The 16,528-nt window shown below is 72.0% G+C and carries 16 protein-coding genes and 3 tRNA genes; 14 read left to right on the top strand and 5 right to left on the bottom strand.

What is annotated here, in order from left to right; genetic code table 11:
* Positions 1–38 precede the first annotated feature (38 nt).
* From ACYVF4_RS04325 to ACYVF4_RS04290, 8 genes are all read left to right on the top strand, one after another.
* Positions 39–341: a TadE family type IV pilus minor pilin gene (locus ACYVF4_RS04325; RefSeq protein WP_460720064.1), complete on the top strand. Its 303-nt coding sequence runs from the start codon at positions 39–41 to the stop codon at positions 339–341.
* Complete coding sequence (locus tag ACYVF4_RS04320) at positions 342–659, top strand: Rv3654c family TadE-like protein (protein WP_460720062.1); 318 nt, start codon at positions 342–344, stop codon at positions 657–659. It abuts the gene before it with no gap.
* Between the two features lie 75 nt (positions 660–734).
* A complete protein-coding gene (gene topA, locus ACYVF4_RS04315; RefSeq protein WP_460720060.1) occupies positions 735–3,428 on the top strand; it encodes a type I DNA topoisomerase in 2,694 nt (897 codons plus the stop codon).
* Positions 3,425–4,096, top strand: coding sequence for a dTMP kinase (gene tmk / locus ACYVF4_RS04310; protein WP_460720058.1), 672 nt, complete (start codon positions 3,425–3,427; stop codon positions 4,094–4,096). The genes topA and tmk overlap by 4 nt, the downstream gene beginning before the upstream one ends.
* Positions 4,097–4,106: 10 nt before the next feature.
* Complete coding sequence (locus tag ACYVF4_RS04305) at positions 4,107–5,279, top strand: DNA polymerase III subunit delta' (RefSeq protein WP_460720056.1); 1,173 nt, start codon at positions 4,107–4,109, stop codon at positions 5,277–5,279.
* Between the two features lie 11 nt (positions 5,280–5,290).
* A complete protein-coding gene (locus ACYVF4_RS04300; RefSeq protein ID WP_460720762.1) occupies positions 5,291–6,829 on the top strand; it encodes an alpha/beta hydrolase in 1,539 nt (512 codons plus the stop codon).
* A gap of 80 nt (positions 6,830–6,909) precedes the next feature.
* Positions 6,910–6,985: transfer RNA gene (locus tag ACYVF4_RS04295), tRNA-Thr, on the top strand.
* Between the two features lie 34 nt (positions 6,986–7,019).
* Positions 7,020–7,412 carry a hypothetical protein gene (locus ACYVF4_RS04290; protein ID WP_460720054.1) on the top strand — a complete coding sequence of 131 codons (393 nt, stop codon included), beginning with the start codon at positions 7,020–7,022 and terminating at the stop codon, positions 7,410–7,412.
* Here the strand turns inward: ACYVF4_RS04290 and ACYVF4_RS04285 are convergent, their stop codons facing one another.
* Entirely contained in the window at positions 7,413–8,381 is a 969-nt protein-coding gene (locus ACYVF4_RS04285) for an EamA family transporter (protein WP_460720052.1), read from the bottom strand.
* 82 nt (positions 8,382–8,463) lie between these two features.
* On the opposite strand from ACYVF4_RS04285, the gene ACYVF4_RS04280 reads away from it, so the two are divergent.
* The 3 genes from ACYVF4_RS04280 to ACYVF4_RS04270 are packed head-to-tail and all read left to right on the top strand — an operon-like array spanning position 8,464 to position 11,530.
* A complete protein-coding gene (locus tag ACYVF4_RS04280) occupies positions 8,464–10,710 on the top strand; it encodes an MMPL family transporter (RefSeq protein ID WP_460720050.1) in 2,247 nt (748 codons plus the stop codon).
* A complete protein-coding gene (locus tag ACYVF4_RS04275) occupies positions 10,707–11,291 on the top strand; it encodes an isochorismatase family protein (protein WP_460720048.1) in 585 nt (194 codons plus the stop codon). Before ACYVF4_RS04280 ends, ACYVF4_RS04275 begins: the two co-directional genes overlap by 4 nt.
* Entirely contained in the window at positions 11,291–11,530 is a 240-nt protein-coding gene (locus ACYVF4_RS04270; protein WP_460720046.1) for a nitroreductase/quinone reductase family protein, read from the top strand. Before ACYVF4_RS04275 ends, ACYVF4_RS04270 begins: the two co-directional genes overlap by 1 nt.
* 59 nt (positions 11,531–11,589) lie before the next feature.
* Here the strand turns inward: ACYVF4_RS04270 and ACYVF4_RS04265 are convergent.
* From ACYVF4_RS04265 to ACYVF4_RS04250, 4 genes are all read right to left on the bottom strand, one after another.
* Positions 11,590–11,658: transfer RNA gene (locus ACYVF4_RS04265), tRNA-OTHER, on the bottom strand.
* A gap of 116 nt (positions 11,659–11,774) precedes the next feature.
* A tRNA-Lys gene (locus tag ACYVF4_RS04260) sits at positions 11,775–11,847 on the bottom strand.
* Between the two features lie 22 nt (positions 11,848–11,869).
* On the bottom strand, positions 11,870–13,258 hold the full coding sequence (locus tag ACYVF4_RS04255; RefSeq protein WP_460720044.1) for a serine/threonine-protein kinase: 1,389 nt from the start codon (positions 13,256–13,258) through the stop codon (positions 11,870–11,872).
* A 191-nt stretch (positions 13,259–13,449) separates the two neighbouring features.
* Positions 13,450–14,124 (bottom strand): fasciclin domain-containing protein, encoded by a 675-nt coding sequence (locus tag ACYVF4_RS04250; protein WP_460720042.1) that lies wholly within the window; start codon positions 14,122–14,124, stop codon positions 13,450–13,452.
* Between the two features lie 96 nt (positions 14,125–14,220).
* Between ACYVF4_RS04250 and sigK the strand changes: the two genes are divergently transcribed.
* From sigK to ACYVF4_RS04235, 3 genes are read left to right on the top strand one after another with little or no spacing between them, the layout of a single operon-like run.
* A complete protein-coding gene (gene sigK / locus ACYVF4_RS04245; protein WP_460720040.1) occupies positions 14,221–14,823 on the top strand; it encodes an ECF RNA polymerase sigma factor SigK in 603 nt (200 codons plus the stop codon).
* Complete coding sequence (locus ACYVF4_RS04240) at positions 14,820–15,626, top strand: anti-sigma factor (RefSeq protein WP_460720038.1); 807 nt, start codon at positions 14,820–14,822, stop codon at positions 15,624–15,626. Before sigK ends, ACYVF4_RS04240 begins: the two co-directional genes overlap by 4 nt.
* A 22-nt stretch (positions 15,627–15,648) precedes the next feature.
* Complete coding sequence (locus ACYVF4_RS04235) at positions 15,649–16,287, top strand: DNA-directed RNA polymerase subunit beta (protein ID WP_460720036.1); 639 nt, start codon at positions 15,649–15,651, stop codon at positions 16,285–16,287.
* Positions 16,288–16,528 lie beyond the last annotated feature (241 nt).

Raw genomic sequence — 16,528 nt, 5'->3', positions numbered from 1 at the left:
GCTCCGCGCGCGGCGCGCTGGGCGAGCGGGGAGCGGTCGTGGCGGAGTTCGCCGTGGCCCTCCCCGCCGTCGTCCTCGTCCTCGCCTTCGGGCTGGGGGCGCTGGGGACGGGCGTCCGTCACGTGCAGCTGCAGGACGCCGCGGCCGACGCGGCGCGCCTCGCCGCCCGCGGTGAGAGCCCGGAGCGGGTGAGCGCCGCCGTGAGCGCCGCCGTCCCAGGAGCCTCGGCCACGCGCACCGTCCGCGAGGACCTCGTGTGCGTCACCGCGACCGCGCCGGCCCCGCTGGCGATCCTCGGCGAGGTCCGCGCCACCGGGTGCGCTCTGGACGGCGGGCGCTGAATGCCGGGATCCGCCCTCGCGGTCGGCATCGCCGGTGCCGCAGCCGCCGCCGTCCTCGCGTTCGCCGGGGTCGCGACCGCGGCGCTGCACGGTCAGCGAGCGGCCGCCGCCGCCGACGCAGCAGCGCTCGCCGCAGCCGACGCCGCGTCCGGGGCCATCACCGGCTACCCGTGCGCGCGGGCCGAGCAGGTGGCCGAGGCGCACGGCATCCGCCTGGCATCGTGCGACCTCGACGAGCTCGTGGCCACCGTCCGGGTCGAGATCGATTTCGGTCCGCTGCCGGTCACGGCGCGCGCCCGCGCCGGCCCGCCGCCGTGACCAGGCGCTTCGGCATCCTCACAGCGCCGCCCATCGGGGCACTGTGTATGGTGTGCAACGACGAAAGGACCACCGTTGGCACAAGGCAAGAAGCTCGTCATCGTCGAGTCCCCGACGAAGATGAAGTCGATCCAGGGGTACCTGGGCGACGACTACGAGGTGCTCAGCTCGGTCGGTCACATCCGCGACCTGGCGGACAAGAAGGACATCCCCGCCGACAAGAAGCAGGCGTACGGCAAGTACTCCATCGACATCGACAACGGGTTCGACCCCTACTACGTCCCCAGCGAGCGCGGCAAGAAGACGGTCGCCGAACTCAAGCGCGCGCTCAAGAACGCCGACGAGCTCCTGCTCGCCACGGATGAGGACCGCGAGGGCGAGGCGATCGCGTGGCACCTGCTCGAGGCGCTGAAGCCCAAGGTGCCGGTCAAGCGCATGGTGTTCCACGAGATCACCAAGGACGCCATCCGCGCCGCGGTCGAGAACACCCGCGAACTCGACCTCGCGCTCGTCGACGCCCAGGAGACCCGTCGCATCCTCGACCGCCTCTACGGGTGGGATGTCAGCCCCGTGCTGTGGTTCAAGGTCCAGCAGGGCACGTCCGCGGGACGCGTGCAGTCCGCCGCCACGCGGCTGGTGGTCGATCGCGAGCGCGAGCGCATGGCCTTCGTCAGCGCCTCGTACTGGGACATCGAGACGACGGCGATTAAGGATGCCGCGGGCTTCGCGGCCCGGCTCGCCCGCGTCGACGGGGCGGCCCTCGCGCGCGGCGGCGACTTCGACGACCGCGGTCAGCTCAAGAAGGCCGTCGTCGTGCTGGACGAGAAGGCCGCGCGCGACCTCGCCGCCGCCATCGAGCAGGCCGGCACCGCGACGGTCTCGGCGGTCGAGGCCAAGCCCGGCACCCGCAGCCCCAAGCCCCCGTTCACGACCTCCACGATGCAGCAGGAGGCGGGGCGCAAGCTCTCGATGAGCGCCAAGCACGCGATGAGCGTCGCCCAGCGCCTCTACGAGAAGGGGTTCATCACCTATATGCGCACCGACTCGATCGCGCTGAGCACCCAGGCGGTGCAGGCGGCGCGCGCTCAGGCGGTGGCGATGTACGGTGACAAGGCCGTCCCGCCGAACCCGCGCACCTACCGCAGCTCGTCCAAGAACGCGCAGGAGGCGCACGAGGCCATCCGCCCGTCGGGCGAGACCTTCCGCACGCCGTCCGAGGTCTCCGGCGAGCTCGACCGCGACGAGCAGCGCCTGTACGACCTCATCTGGAAGCGCACGATGGCCAGCCAGATGTCCGACGCGAAGTACGAGACCACCACGGTCACGCTGGTCGCCGACGCGGGCGAGCGCCGCGCCGAGTTCACCGCTTCGGGAACGGTGTACACCTTCAAGGGCTTCCTCGAGGCCTACGAGGAGGGCCGTGACGAGAAGCGCACCGACGCCGACAAGTCGGACGACCAGTCGCTGCCCGCCCTCGAGGTGGGCGACGATCTGCGCCTGAAGGATGTCGAGGCCAAGGGCCACGCCACCTCTCCGAAGCCCCGCTACACCGAGGCGTCGCTGGTCAAGGCGCTCGAGGAGAAGGGGATCGGTCGTCCCTCGACGTTCGCGAGTATCATCGACGTGATCCTCAATCGCGGCTACGTCAGCAAGCGCGGGCAGGCGCTCATCCCCAGCTGGCTGGCCTTCAGCGTCGTGCGCCTGCTCGAGCAGCACTTCTCGGACCTCGTCGACTACGACTTCACGGCCGCCCTCGAGGACGACCTCGACGCCATCGCCCGCGGCGAGCAGAAGCGCGAGGAGTGGCTGAAGGAGTTCTACTTCGGCTCCGACGAGCACGTCGGACTGCGCAACATCGTCGACAACCTCGGCGAGATCGACGCGCGAGCCCTGAACTCTACGCCGATCGGGGACGTCGCCGTGCTGCGCTTCGGCAAGTACGGTCCGTACCTCGAGGTCGCCGACGCCGGGAACCCCGAGGGGGAGCCCCGCCGGGTGAACATCCCCGAGGACCTCGCGCCCGACGAGCTCACGCCCGCCCGCGCGCAGGAGCTCATCGACGCGCCGGTCGCCGGCGACCGCGTCCTCGGTGAGAACCCCGCCAACGGCAAGCTCGTCGTCGTCAAGGACGGCCGTTTCGGTCCCTACGTGCAAGAGACCGACCCCGTGGACCCCGACGCCGCCGACCCCGCCACCGGCGAGGTCGCCGAGCCCGCACCCAAGAAGCGGGGCGCGAAGAAAGAGGTCGCCCCCAAGCCCCGGACCGCTTCGCTGTTCAAGAGCATGTCCGTGGACACCATCGACCTCGACACGGCGCTGCGCCTGCTCGATCTTCCCCGCGTCGTCGGGGCGGACCCCGAGACGGGTGCCGAGATCACCGCGCAGAACGGCCGCTACGGCCCGTATCTGAAGAAGGGCACGGAGTCCCGTTCTCTCGACGGCGAGCAGCAGATCTTCGACATCACCCTCGAGCAGGCTCTGGCCATCTACGCACAGCCGAAGTACGGCGCCCGCCGCGCGTCGAGCGCCTTGAAGGAGTTCGACGCCGACCCCGTCAGCGGTAAGCCCATCAAGCTGAAGGACGGCCGCTTCGGCCCGTACGTCACCGACGGCGAGACCAACGCCACGGTGCCGCGCGGCGAGGACGCGATGGCCGTCGACTTCGAGCGTGCCGTCCAGCTGCTCGCCGACAAGCGCGCGAAGGGCCCTGCGCCCAAGCGCACCACCAAGCGGGCGACCACGACGCGCAAGACCGCGGCGAAGAAGTGACGGCCGAGCCCCGGCCCCAGCGCCGCGGGCTGTTCGTCACCTTCGAGGGCGGCGACGGCGCGGGCAAGACCACCCAGGCCTCGCTCCTGGAGGACTGGCTGACGGATGCCGGCCGTCACGTCGTCCGCACGCGTGAGCCCGGCGGGACCGAGGTGGGCGTCCTGGTCCGCGACATCGTGCTGCATCACCGCGGCGACATCGCCCCGCGGGCCGAGGCGCTGCTGTACGCCGCCGACCGCGCCCACCACGTCGAGACGGTGGTGCGTCCCGCTCTCGCGCGCGGCGACGTCGTGATCCAGGACCGCTACCTGGACTCGTCGGTGGCCTATCAAGGCGCCGGCCGGGTCCTCGGCCGGGACGAGGTGCGCGAACTGTCGCTGTGGGCCACGGGTGGTCTGCTGCCCGACCTCACGGTGCTGCTGGACCTGGATCCGGCCGCCGCGAGGCGCCGCCTGGATGCCGACGACAAGCCGTTCGACCGGCTCGAGGCCGAGCGCGAGGACTTCCACGCCCGGGTCCGCGAGGAGTTCCTCGCCCTCGCCGCCGCCGAGCCCGGCCGCTTCCTCGTGCTGGATGCCACCGCGGACCGCGAGGCTCTCGCGGCAGCCGTCCGTGAACGCCTCGCCACCCTGCGGGCACCCGCCGGCGAGGTCGGCGCCGCGGATTAGGCTGGGCGCCATGGACTCACAGGTCGCCGCGCCGCCCCGGACTCCGCCGGCGGGCCCGTGGGCCGAGGTGTGGGGCCAGGACGAGGCGGTCGGGGTGCTGCAGTCCGCCGCCGCCCATCCGGAGTCGATGACCCACGCGTGGCTCATCACGGGCCCGCCGGGCTCGGGGCGCTCGACACTGGCGTACGCCTTCGCCGCCGCGCTCATCGCCGAGCCCGGTGACGAGGCGGCGATGCGCCAGGTGGTCGCCCGCACCCATCCCGACCTCACGTCGCTTCGCACCGAGGCGGTCATCATCACCATCAAAGAGGCGCGTCACCTCGTCGAGCGGGCGTATTTCGCGCCCTCGATCGGGCGGCATCGCGTGATCGTCGTCGAGGACGCCGACCGCATGACCGAGCGCACGTCGAACGTGCTGCTCAAGGCGCTTGAAGAGCCGCCCGAGCACACCGTGTGGGTGCTGTGCGCCCCCAGCGAGGCGGACCTCCTGCCCACGATCCGCTCCCGCGTCCGGACGCTCCGCCTGCGTGAGCCCGACATCGGCGACGTCGCCCGGCTGATCACCGAGCGCACCGGCGCCGACCCGGTGATCGCCGAGCAGTCCGCGCGCCACGCGCAGCGGCACATCGGCATGGCGCAGCGGCTGGCGACGGATGCCGCGTCCCGCGCCCGCCGGGACGACGCGCTGCGTGCGGTGCTGCGGGTGCGGGGCGTGGGCGACGCCGTCGAGTGCGCCGGCCGCATCGTGCAGGCCGCCACCGAGGACGCCAAGGCTCTCACCGCCGAGCGGGACGACGCCGAGCGCGCGCAGCTGCGCCGGACGCTCGGCATCGCCGACGGCGCGGCCGTGCCGCCGGCCTTCCGCTCCCAGTTCTCCGCGATGGAGGACGACCAGAAGCGCCGCGCCACCCGCAGCCTGCGCGACGGCATCGATCGCGTGCTCACCGATCTGCAGGCGATGTACCGCGACGTCCTGATGCTGGGGTTCCAGCGCGACGACGACCTCATCAACCGCGAACTCGAGCCCGAACTGCGCGCGGTGGCAGCGGACTGGACGACGGAGCGCACGCTCGGCGTTCTGGACCGGCTCGCCGAGACGCGCCGGAACCTCGAGCAGAACGTCGCCCCGACCCTCGCCCTCGAAAGCCTGCTCGTGACCGTCGCCAGCGGAAGGATCCCGTGAACGCCCTCCTGATGAAGAGGGCGCGCCGCGCCCTCGCCGCCGTCGCGATGACCGCCGTCGCCGCCCTCTCGCTGAGCGGGTGCCTGTACGCTCTCATCCCCGAGGAGCGCCCCGCGGCGACCTCGACCGCCGCTCCCGACACCGAGGGGGTCGCGGCCGACCTGCTGCCGTTCTACGAGCAGACCGTGTCGTGGAGCTCGTGCGGGTCCCTCGACTGCGCGACCCTCACCGCGCCGCTGGACTGGAACGACCCCGAGGCGGGCGAGATCGATCTGGGGATCATCCGCAGCCGCGCCGAGGGCGGCGACGCCGTCGGCTCGCTGCTGCTCAATCCCGGAGGCCCGGGTTCCAGCGGCATCGAACTCGTCCGCGAATCGCTGAACTACGCCGTGGGCAGCCGGATCGCCGAGTCGTACGACGTGATCGGCTTCGACCCCCGCGGCGTGGGGGAGTCCACCCCCGTGCGCTGCCTCGACGGCGCCGAGATGGACGACTACCTCTTCGGCATCCCCGAGGACCCGCGCGGCTCCGCCGAGTGGGAGGCTGAACTCGATCAGCGCAACGCCGCGTTCGCCGAGGCGTGCGAGGCCGGCAGCGACGGCATCCTGCCCTACATCACCACCGAGCAGTCCGCGCGCGACATGGACCTCATCCGCGCGGTCCTCGGCGACCGTGCGCTGAACTACCTCGGCTATTCGTACGGCACGTTCCTCGGTGCCACCTACGCCAAGCTGTACCCCGAGAAGGTCGGCCGGCTCGTCCTCGACGGCGCGATCGACCCGGCGATCCCGGGCCTGGATGTCGGCACGACCCAGGCGATCGGGTTCGAATCGGCGCTGCGGGCGTACATGGCCGATTGCCTCGAGGATCAGGACTGCCCGTTCCGGGGGACGGTCGACGACGGCATGGCCGATCTCGGATCGCTCCTGGCGAGCGTCGACGAGAACCCCCTCCCGGGCGGCGACGGCCGCATGCTCGGCGCGGACGCCCTCACCACCGCGATCGTCGCGGCCCTGTACTCCCAGGACAGCTGGTCCTTCCTCTCGCAGGCGCTCACGGCGGTGCTGCAGGGCGATGCGGACCCCGCGTTCTACCTCGCGGACTTCTACTACAACCGGGTGGACGGACAGTACCTCGACAACTCCACCGAAGCCTTCCGCGCCTACAACTGCATGGACTACCCGCTGGACGCCACGCCCGAGCAGGAGGCCGCCGCCGAGGCGCTGATCTCCGAGAAAGCGCCCACGATCGCCCCCTACTGGATCGGCCCGGATCCGTGCGAAAGCTGGCCGCACGAGGCCACCGGGGTGCGCGAGCCGATCACCGCCGACGGCGCCGCCCCGATCCTGGTGGTGGGGACCACCAACGACCCGGCCACGCCGTACGAGTGGTCCGTGTCGCTGGCCGCGCAGCTGTCCTCCGGCATCCTCGTCACCCGTGAGGGCGAGGGGCACACCGGCTACAACAAGGGCAACGCGTGCGTCGACGGCATCGTCGAGGACTACCTGATCCACGGTGACGTGCCCGAGAGCGACCGGGTCTGCAACTGACGCCCGCCCGTCCCGCGTGGTTCGCGACGGTCCCGGCGACAGGGTAAGATCGTTGATCGTGCATCGCGCAAGCGGCGCGCGCCACCTTAGCTCAGTCGGCAGAGCGATTCACTCGTAATGAATAGGTCAAGGGTTCGATTCCCTTAGGTGGCTCCAGACAGGGACTCGGTTCCGCGGACGAAGAGGGTCGATGGACGCACGCGTCGACGGGATCGTCGAGATCTTCTCGTGGATCGGCTTCGGCGCGGGCGCGCTCCTGGCGGGCGTCGCGCTCGTCCTCTACCTCTTCGACGGCACGTGGGTGCCCGCGCGTGCCGTGCTCGAGGACGGCCCCGACGGAAGGTTGGCGCGCTGGTTCGACGAGGACGGCGGCGTCAACGAGGCTCCGCTCACCCACGAGCAGGCCCACGCGCTGGCCGGTAAGGACATGGCCGACGTCTTCCACCGCCGGGGTGCGCGCAACAGGCTGCGGCTGACGCAGGGGAGCCCCGTGGTGCGCGGCGTGGCGCTGCTGGCCGTCGGCTTCCTGGGGCTCGGAGCGCTGGCGCTGACCGTGTCGGCGATTTCGCTGTTCGCCGGGTGATCAGCCGACGGCGAGCATGCCGCCGGCGATGAGGGCCAGGCACAGCCCGACGCCCTGCACGGGCGACACCCGTTCGCGCAGGATGACCGCCGCGAGCAGGATCGTCCCGGCCGGATAGAGGGCGGTGAGCGCCGAGACGACGGACAGCTGGCCGTCTCGCAGTGCGAGCAGGAGCAGGGCATTGGCGGCGGCGTCCAGCACGCCGCAGGCCAGTGCGAGCAGCCCCGCGCGTCTGCGCGTCATCGAGGCCAGGGTGCGCGGGGTCTCGTGCGCGTGCATCGCGTGCTCCAGGTCCGCATGCCCCGACGGCGCCGCCCCGAGGGCGGGTCCGCGCACATCCAGGGCGGCGGATGCCGGACGCCCGGCCCGCCGGGCGGCGACGACGAGCCCCGCGACGATGGCGCCGGTGATCACGAGACTCGTGAGCCGGTTCGCCACGAGGGGGGCCAGTCCGCTGTCGGGGCCGGTCTGATCGATGACGATGAGGAACGCGCCGATCGCGATGCCCGCGCCCACCGCCATCACGAGGCCCCGCACGCTCGGGCGCACGGCCTTCTCGCCGGGGATGACCCCGACGAGGACGACGGCGACGAGTGCGACGCCGAGACCCCCGGTGGCCACCGGCGACAGCTGCTCGGCGTCGACGAGCAGGCCCCACAGCATCGGCGCGATCGCCGAGACCACGGCGGTCAGCGGCGAGAGGATGCTCATCGGGCCGATCGCCAGGCACGCGTACAGCAGCACGATGGCGATCAGTCCGAAGACTCCCGCCAGCGCGCCCCACAGCAGATCCGCCGTGGTCGCGCTGCCGCCGGCCAGGGGAAGGGCCAGGGCGAGCACGACGAGTCCGGATGCCGCGGCCGCCGCCGTGACGACGATCGAGCGCAGCCGGCGGGCGGCGAGGCCGCCCAGGAAGTCGGCCGCGCCGTAGACGACGGCCCCGATCAGGGCGAGCGCGGCGGACAGCATCCGCTCCAGCATAGGGACGCGCCCGTACGGCGAATTCCCCGCGCGGACGCGACGTGCCCGTTTTGCTAGATAAGCTAGCGACATGGCGCAGCGCACCCCTCTCCGCACCCGCTCCGACCGGCGACGCGTCGCCCAGCCCACGCGCTGGCTGCGCGTCGGCATCCCGGCTCTGCTCGTCCTGGTGTGGCTGGTGGGCGGCTCGCTCGGCGGCCCCTACTTCGGCAAGGTCGAAGAGGTCTCCACCAACGACCGGTCCTCCTTCCTTCCCGAGAGCGCCGACGCCACGAAGGTGAATGAACGACTGGCGGACTTCCTCGGCGACGAGAGCATCCCGGCGGTCGTGATCGCCGCCGCCGACGACGCGCTGACCGAGGACCAGCTCACCGGCATCCGGTCCGTCGTCGACGAGATCGCGGATCTCGAGGGGGTCGTCGAAGGGGTGTCGCCCGCTCTGCCGTCCGAGGACGGCGAGGCGGTGCAGATCTTCGTGCCGCTGGACTCCGAGGGCGACGTCGGCGAACTCGTCGCGGAGCTGCGCACCGTGCTCGCCGACGGACTCCCCGACGGCGTCGAGGGATGGGTGACGGGGCCCGCGGGGTTCACCGCCGACCTCGCCGAGGGGTTCCTCGGGATCGACGGCCTCCTGCTGGCCGTCGCGCTCATCGCGGTGTTCGTGATCCTCGTCGTGGTCTACCGCTCGCCGCTGCTGCCGATCCTCGTGCTCCTCACCAGCGTGTTCGCGCTGTGCGTGGCGCTGCTGACGGTGTGGTGGCTCGCGTTCGCGGGCATCGTCGTCCTCAACGGCCAGGTGCAGGGCATCCTCTTCATCCTCGTCATCGGCGCGGCCACCGATTACGCCCTTCTCTACGTCGCCCGGTTCCGCGAGGCGATCGCCGACGGCGAGCGTCGCTGGCCGGCCGCGCTCTCCGCCTGGCGTGGCGCGTTCGAGCCCATCCTCGCCTCGGGGAGCACGGTCATCGCGGGCCTGCTCTGCCTGCTGCTGTCGGACCTCGCCACCAACCGGGCACTCGGCCCCATCGCCTCGATCGGCATCGCGTTCTCGATGCTCTCGGCGCTGACCTTCCTGCCGGCGCTGCTGGCCCTCTTCGGGCGCTCGGCCTTCTGGCCCTTCATCCCGCGCTCGCCGATCGCCACCGTGCCCGACGACCTCTCCCAGCCGGTGAAGGGCGTCTGGCCGCGGCAGGCGCGCTTCGTCGCCCGCCACGCGCGCGCGGTGTGGATCGTCTCGACGCTCGTCCTGCTCGCCGGGGCCGCCGGCATCCTTCAGTTCAAGGCCGACGGCGTGCCGGCCAGCGAACTGGTGCTAGGGGCGTCCGAGGCCCGCGACGGGCAGGTGGCGCTCGCCGAGCATTTCCCGGCCGGGTCCGGCAGCCCGGTGTACGTCGTCGTGGCCGAATCCGACGCCGCACAGGTGGTGGACGCCCTCGACAGCAGCGCGGGTGTGGACTCCGTCGCCATCGCCGCCGAGGACGCACCGGACGGGCAGGCCGGGGTCGAGCTCGACGGCGACGCCCTCGTCGTGCTGCCCGCGGGTCCTCCCGGCACTCCCGCGCCCGAGCCGACCGTGTCCGGGGGCGACGTGCTCCTCATCGGCACTTTGACGGATGCCGCGGACTCGCTCGCCGCAGAGGACACCGTCCGGGAACTCCGGGTCGCCCTGGACGACGCGCTCGGGGAGTCGACCGCCCTCGTCGGCGGCGAGACCGCGACCGACGTGGACAGCAACGACACCTCGATCCGCGACCGGACCCTGATCATCCCGGTCATCCTCGTGGTGATCCTCGCGATCCTGATGCTGCTGCTGCGGTCGATCCTCGCGCCGGTGCTGCTGATCCTCACCGTCATCCTGTCCTTCGGGACGGCTCTGGGCGTGAGCGCACTGGTGTTCGAGTACGGCTTCGGATTCCCCGGCGCCGACCCGTCGGTCCCGCTCTACGGCTTCGTCTTCCTGGTCGCGCTGGGGGTGGACTACAACATCTTCCTGATGTCGCGCGTGCGCGAAGAGTCCCTCCGGTACGGCACGCGGCCGGGGATCCTGCGGGGCCTGGTCGCCACCGGCGGGGTGATCACGTCGGCCGGACTGGTCCTCGCGGCGACCTTCGCCGCACTCGGGGTCATCCCGATCCTCTTCCTCGCGCAGATCGCGTTCATCGTCGCCTTCGGCGTGCTGCTGGACACTTTCATCGTGCGCTCGCTGCTGGTCCCCGCGCTGTCGTACGACATCGGCCGGGCGATCTGGTGGCCGTCGAAGCTGTGGAGCCGCGGCCCCGAGACGAGCGCTCAGGGCGGGCGTACCCTCGAAGGATGAGCAAGGCGCTGTTCATCGTCGACGTCCAGAACGACTTCACCGAGGGCGGGGCGCTGGGAGTGGTCGGCGGCGACGCGGTCGCCACGGGCATCTCGCGGCACCTCGCCGAGCATGCCCGCGACTACGCGCTGATCATCGCCTCGCGCGACTGGCACGACGCGGACTCGGACAACGGCGGGCACTTCGCCCAGGGCGACCCCGACTTCGTCGACACGTGGCCCGTGCACTGCGTCGCCGGCACCCCCGGCGCCGACTACGACCCGGGTCTGGACACCTCGGCGGTGACCCACCACGTCAAGAAGGGGCAGGGCGTCCCCGCGTATTCGCTGTTCGAGGGCACCACCGACGACGGCCGCACCGTCGGCGAGCTGCTGGACGAGCACGGCGTCATCGACGTCGACGTCACCGGCATCGCCACCGACTACTGCGTGCGGGCCTCGGCATTGGACGCCATCGCGCACGGTCGCCACGTGCGCGTGCTGCAGGGCCTGATCGCGGGGGTCGCGGCGGAGTCCAGCGAACGCGCGCTCGCCGAACTCGCCCACGCGGGCGCCGACATCGTGCCGGCGGGCGCGGACTGATGGCGCCCCGAAGCGCCCCGTCGGACCGGGTCATCCGGGCGATGACGGCGCTGCACCGCGTGATCCTGAAGGTCAGCGGCGGGCGCGTCGGCGCCTGCCTGCTCGGGATGGACACCGTCGAGCTGCACACCGTCGGCCGGCGCTCGGGCCGGCGGCGCTCGACGCTGCTGTCCGCACCGGTGCAGGAGGGCGGCCGCATCGTCCTCGTGGCGTCCAAGGGCGGTGCCTCATGTGAGTAGGCCCCGTGGGGCTCGAACCCACGACCCGCGGATGAGAAGTCCGCATGCGCTCATGTGAGTGGGCCCCGTGGGGCTCGAACCCACGACCCGCGGATGAGAAGTCCGCATGCGCTCATGTGAGTGGGCCCCGTGGGCTCGAACCCACGACCCGCGGATGAGAAGTCCGCATGCGCTCGTGTGAGTGGGCCCCGTGGGGCTCGAACCCACGACCCGCGGATGAGAAGTCCGCATGCGCTCGTGTGAGTGGGCCCCGTGGGGCTCGAACCCACGACCCGCGGATTAAAAGTCCGATGCTCTACCGACTGAGCTAGAGGCCCTCGCCGTCCAGCCTACCGGGGGTCAGGGCTTGCCGTTTCCGCCGCCGCTGTTGTTGCCGGGGCCGGCGTTGGGGTTGCCGCCGCCGCCGCCCTGTCCGCCGCCGTTGCCGCCCCCGGAGCCGCTTCCGCTCCCAGATGCGGGAGCCACGGGCTCACTGACCGGCTCGGCGACCGGTTCGGTCCCGGGTTCCTCGGCGACGGGCTCCTCCTCGGCGACGGGCGTGGGCTCGGGCGAGGGGCCCTGCTCCTGGACGAGGTTCGTGGGAGAGGGCTCGGGCTCGGGGACGGCGTCGTATCCCGACGCCCACACGCCCATGACCACCACGAGCGCCGCGACGAGCAGCGCAGCGGCCACGACGGCGGCGATGAGTCCCCTCCGCCGGTTCCTGCCGTCCCGGTCCGACCGCGCCGCGGCGCGGGCGCGGGATCGGGATGCCGACGGCGCAGGCATCAGCACGGTGTGGGCGGCGTCGTCGTCGGCCTGCGGGGCTTCTTCTGCGAGCGCCGCGGCGGCCGGCACCGGCACCGGGGCGGTGGCGAGATCCGCGGCGGGTGCCGCCGGAGCGGAACCTGCGAGGCTCGCGGCGGTCACCGCCACCTCGAGCGCGGTGGGCCGGTCATCGGGACGCGTGGCCGTCATGCCGCGCAGCAGCTGCCGCCACTGCTCGGGCAGCGTCTGCGGGATCGACGGGGGAGTGTGCATGCGCGCGATCAGGGTGCCGATGCCCTCGGCATCAGCCCACGGGCGGGCGCCGCTCAGCGCCTCGATCATCATGATGCCGAGCGAGTAGACGTCGGCCGGCGGGGCCGGCTGGGCGCCGTTGGCCTGCTCGGGAGCGAGGTAGGCGATCGTTCCGACCATGAGGCCGGGGGTGGTGACGCGCGTGGAGTCGACGAGGTAGGCGATGCCGAAGTCGGCGAGCTTCGGCCGCCACGGCCGCCCGGGAACAGGAGAACGGCCGAGCAGGACGTTGGAGGGCTTGATGTCGCGGTGGACCACGCCGGCATCGTGGGCGACGTGGAGGGCCTCGGCGATGTCGGCGAGCAGCGTCGCCGCCAGCTGCGGGTCGAGGGGGCCCTGTGCGATGAGTTCGCGGAGCGTGGTGCCGTCGACGAACTCCATCACGAGGTAGCTGCCCTCGTCGGCGGTGATCTGCGCGTCGTACAGGGTCACCAGCGCGTGGTGGTTGAGGCCGGCCAGAAGAGTGGTCTCGGATCGCGCGCGCTCGATCGTGCTGAGCTCGTCCAGGTGGCCGCGCATGATCTTCACCGCGGTGGAGCGCTGCAGCAGGGTGTCCTCGGCGCGGTACACCCGGGCCATGCCGCCTTCGCCGATGCATTCCTCGAGGCGATAGCGCCCGTCGAGCAGCTCGCCCGCAAGCGGATCGGCGACCTCACGCAGGTCGGTCATCGCGCCGTCCCACAGGTGCTCGGGTATCCAGCTCCGGTCATGTCGCGAGAGTATCCAGACCGCCTGACCGGCAGGACGGGCTTGACGTGCACGGGCAAAAGTGCATATGACAGGGACCGCCGGCGACTCGCAGCGCCGGCGGTCCCTGCCGCCCTGCATCCGGCGGCACCCCCGCCGCCGAACACGTCAGGTCACTGCGCCGGGGGCAGCAGCACAGCGTCGATGAGGTACACGGTGGCGTTGGCGGTCATCACGCCGCCGCAGATGACGTTGGCGTCGTTGACCATCAGCGAGTCGCCCTCGCCGCTGACCTCGACCGAGCCGCCCTGCACGGTGGCCTGCTCGCCGACGATCTCGTCCGGCGACAGCTGTCCGGGCACCACGTGGTACGTGAGGATCTGCGTCAGGGTGTCGCTGTCGGTCTTCAGGGCCTCGATGGTGGCGGGGTCGATGGCGGCGAACGCGTCGTCGACGGGCGCGAACACGGTGAACTCGTCGCCGTTGAGGGTGTCGACGAGGTCCACGTCGGGGTTCAGCTGCCCGCTCACGGCGGCGACGAGCGTCGTCAGCAGCGGGTTGTTCGACGCGGCGGTGGCGACGGGGTCCTGCGCCATGCCCTCGACCGACCCGGCGCCGTCCGGCACCGCCTCGGCGTAGTCGGCGCAACCGGGTCCGACGAGGCTGGCGGCCGGGTCCATCCCGGCATCCATGCCCTCGTCGGTCGGGGCCTGCGTCTCTTCGGACATCTCGGGGGCTGCGCCCTCGTCCGTCTCGGTCGCCGTTCCGCTGGTGCACGCCGAGAGCGCGAACGCGCCGGCCAGGGCCAGCGAGAGACCTGCGGTGATCTTCTTCTTGGTGCTGAGCATGACTACCTCCGGTTGGGGCCGCCGGTGGCGGCATTCACAGACTCTTCGAGGACGTGCCGGGATCGGATTGGACGATCTTCCCGGCGGTGTGCTGGCATGCTGGTGCACATGGTGATCGACGGTGTGGACGTGCCAGAGTCCGGCGACGACCCCGTGGACCACGTCGGCATCCTGCTGGGCAGGATCGCCGCGGGCGATCAGCGGGCGTTCGCGCGGCTGTACGACATGATCTCGCCGCGCGTGTTCGGCCTCATCCTGCGCGTGCTGGTCGACCGCGCGCAGAGCGAAGAGGTGCTGCAGGAGGTCTTCCTCGAGATCTGGCAATCCGCATCCCGCTTCGCACCGAACAAGGGACAGGGTAGGTCGTGGGTGCTCACGATCGCGCACCGCCGGGCGGTCGACCGGGTGAGGTCGTCGCAGGCGAGCACGGATCGTGACGTCCGCGTCGGTGTCCGGGACCTCGCCGTCGCCCACGACGGGGTGGCGGAACAGGTCGAGTTGCGAATGGAGGGCGAACGCGTGACCCAGGCGTTGGCGTCGCTTCCCGATCCGCAGCGCGAGGCCCTCACTTTGGCCTATTACGGCGGGTACTCGCAGAGCGAGATCGCGGTGCTCGTCGGAGCGCCGCTCGGGACGATCAAGACCAGGATGCGGGACGGACTGTCCCGCTTGCGTGCACAGATGGGGGTGACGGTATGAACGAGCAGGAGTTCGCGGAACTCGCGGCGGGGTACGCCCTGCATGCGCTGTCGCCCGACGACCTCGCCCGCTTCGAGGCCGCTCGTGCCCAGCATCCCGAATGGGAGGAGCTGGTCGGTGCGGATGCCGCGACGGCCGCCGCCTTGTCCGACACCGTCCGCGACGTCTCGCCGCCCGAGGAGCTGCGCGCGCGGGTGCTCGCCCAGGTGGCGGCCCTGCCGCAGGACGAGTCCGCCGCGGTGGTCGACGGGATCGCCGTCCCGCCCCGCCCGCCCGCGCCGTCGCCGGTGGAACCCCGCGAGCCTGCGCCGGACACCGCGATGATCCAGGCGGTCAGCCGTCGCAACTGGACGCGCGGCCTGTTCGGCCTGGCCGCGAGCCTGGTGCTGCTGGTCGCCCTGGGATTCGGCGCCGTGACGCTCAACGAATACCTCAGCCGGACGCCCGCCACCATCGCGCTGGCCGAGATCGAGGATGCCGCGGACATGCGCTCCGCCACCGCCGATCTCAGCGGCGGCGGCACGGCCACCGCATACTGGTCGGACGAACTCGGCAAGGCGGTGTTCGTCTCGGACTCCCTTCCGGCCATCGCGGACGACCAGAGCTTCGAGCTGTGGCTGGTGCGCGACGGCGATCCGATCTCGGTGGGCGTGTACGACCCGCCCCGGGGACGGGAGGCCACCGTGCTGCTGGACGACGCGGTGCAGGCCGGTGACGTCATCGCGATCACCGTGGAGCCCGAGGGCGGATCGCCCGAGGGCGTGCCCACGACCGACCCTATCGCCGCCATCCCGACCGCCTGACGCCGCGAGTAGCCTGGAGGGGATGACCGACCCTTCCCGCGACTTCCACAAGCCCGTCCGCCGGCCGGGCGAGACGTTCGATCGCCGTTTCGCCGCGGCGGATCCTGCTGAGGTCTCGCGCGTGGCGCACTCCACCGCGCACGCGCTGCTGTCGCGGGTGCGCGCTGCGCCCGAGAACGACGTGGTCGAGCGGCTGGTCTCGTTCACGGACCTGCACGGCATCGACGACATCGCGGAGCTCTGGTCGCGCTCGCCGGCTCGCTCACTGCCGGGCGCGCTGTGGCGGCTGTACCTGCTGCAGCTGATGATCCACGACGACCCGCGGACGGCCGCGCTGCTGTACGAGCGCGGCCGCGCCGAGCTCGCCTCGGCCGACGACCTCGTCGCCGGCGCACCGACGCCCGCGGGGCCGGACGAGCTCGTCTCGCTCGTCGACGCCATCCTGCGCGGGCTCTTCGATGGCGACTTCGCCGTCGCTCTCGAGCGGGCCGCGGCGTTCTGCCGCGTGCAGGCCTCGGGATCCACCCACGTCGCCGACGATTACGAGGCCACCGAGCCCGAGCGCGCGAGCGCCTTCACGACCCGCGCGCTGCGGCTCTCGGACTACGCCGCCGACCTCGCGGCGTGCGCGGCCCTATGGCGGCGCGAGGCGCTGGCCTGACGCTCCCCGGCGCCCACCTCGCTGAGTGGCGCCTTCTCGCTGCTGCGGCGCCTCTTCGCGGCATCCGGATTGCTGAACGGCGCCAGTTTCCTGTGCGGGCGCCACAGATCCGTGGTGCCACAACAGCGAAGAGGCGCCGCAGCGAATTCTCAGCCGCAGCGGGCAGTGGGCGGGGCGGACAGCGGGGCGATGTGGGGCCCTGGCGCCGCCGGTGCCCGGACAGGAGAGTGCCGGGCCGCAG

Source organism: Microbacterium aureliae (assembly GCF_054780155.1).
Note: the sequence above shows the minus strand (reverse complement) of the source record. Positions and strands in the feature narration are given on the sequence as shown.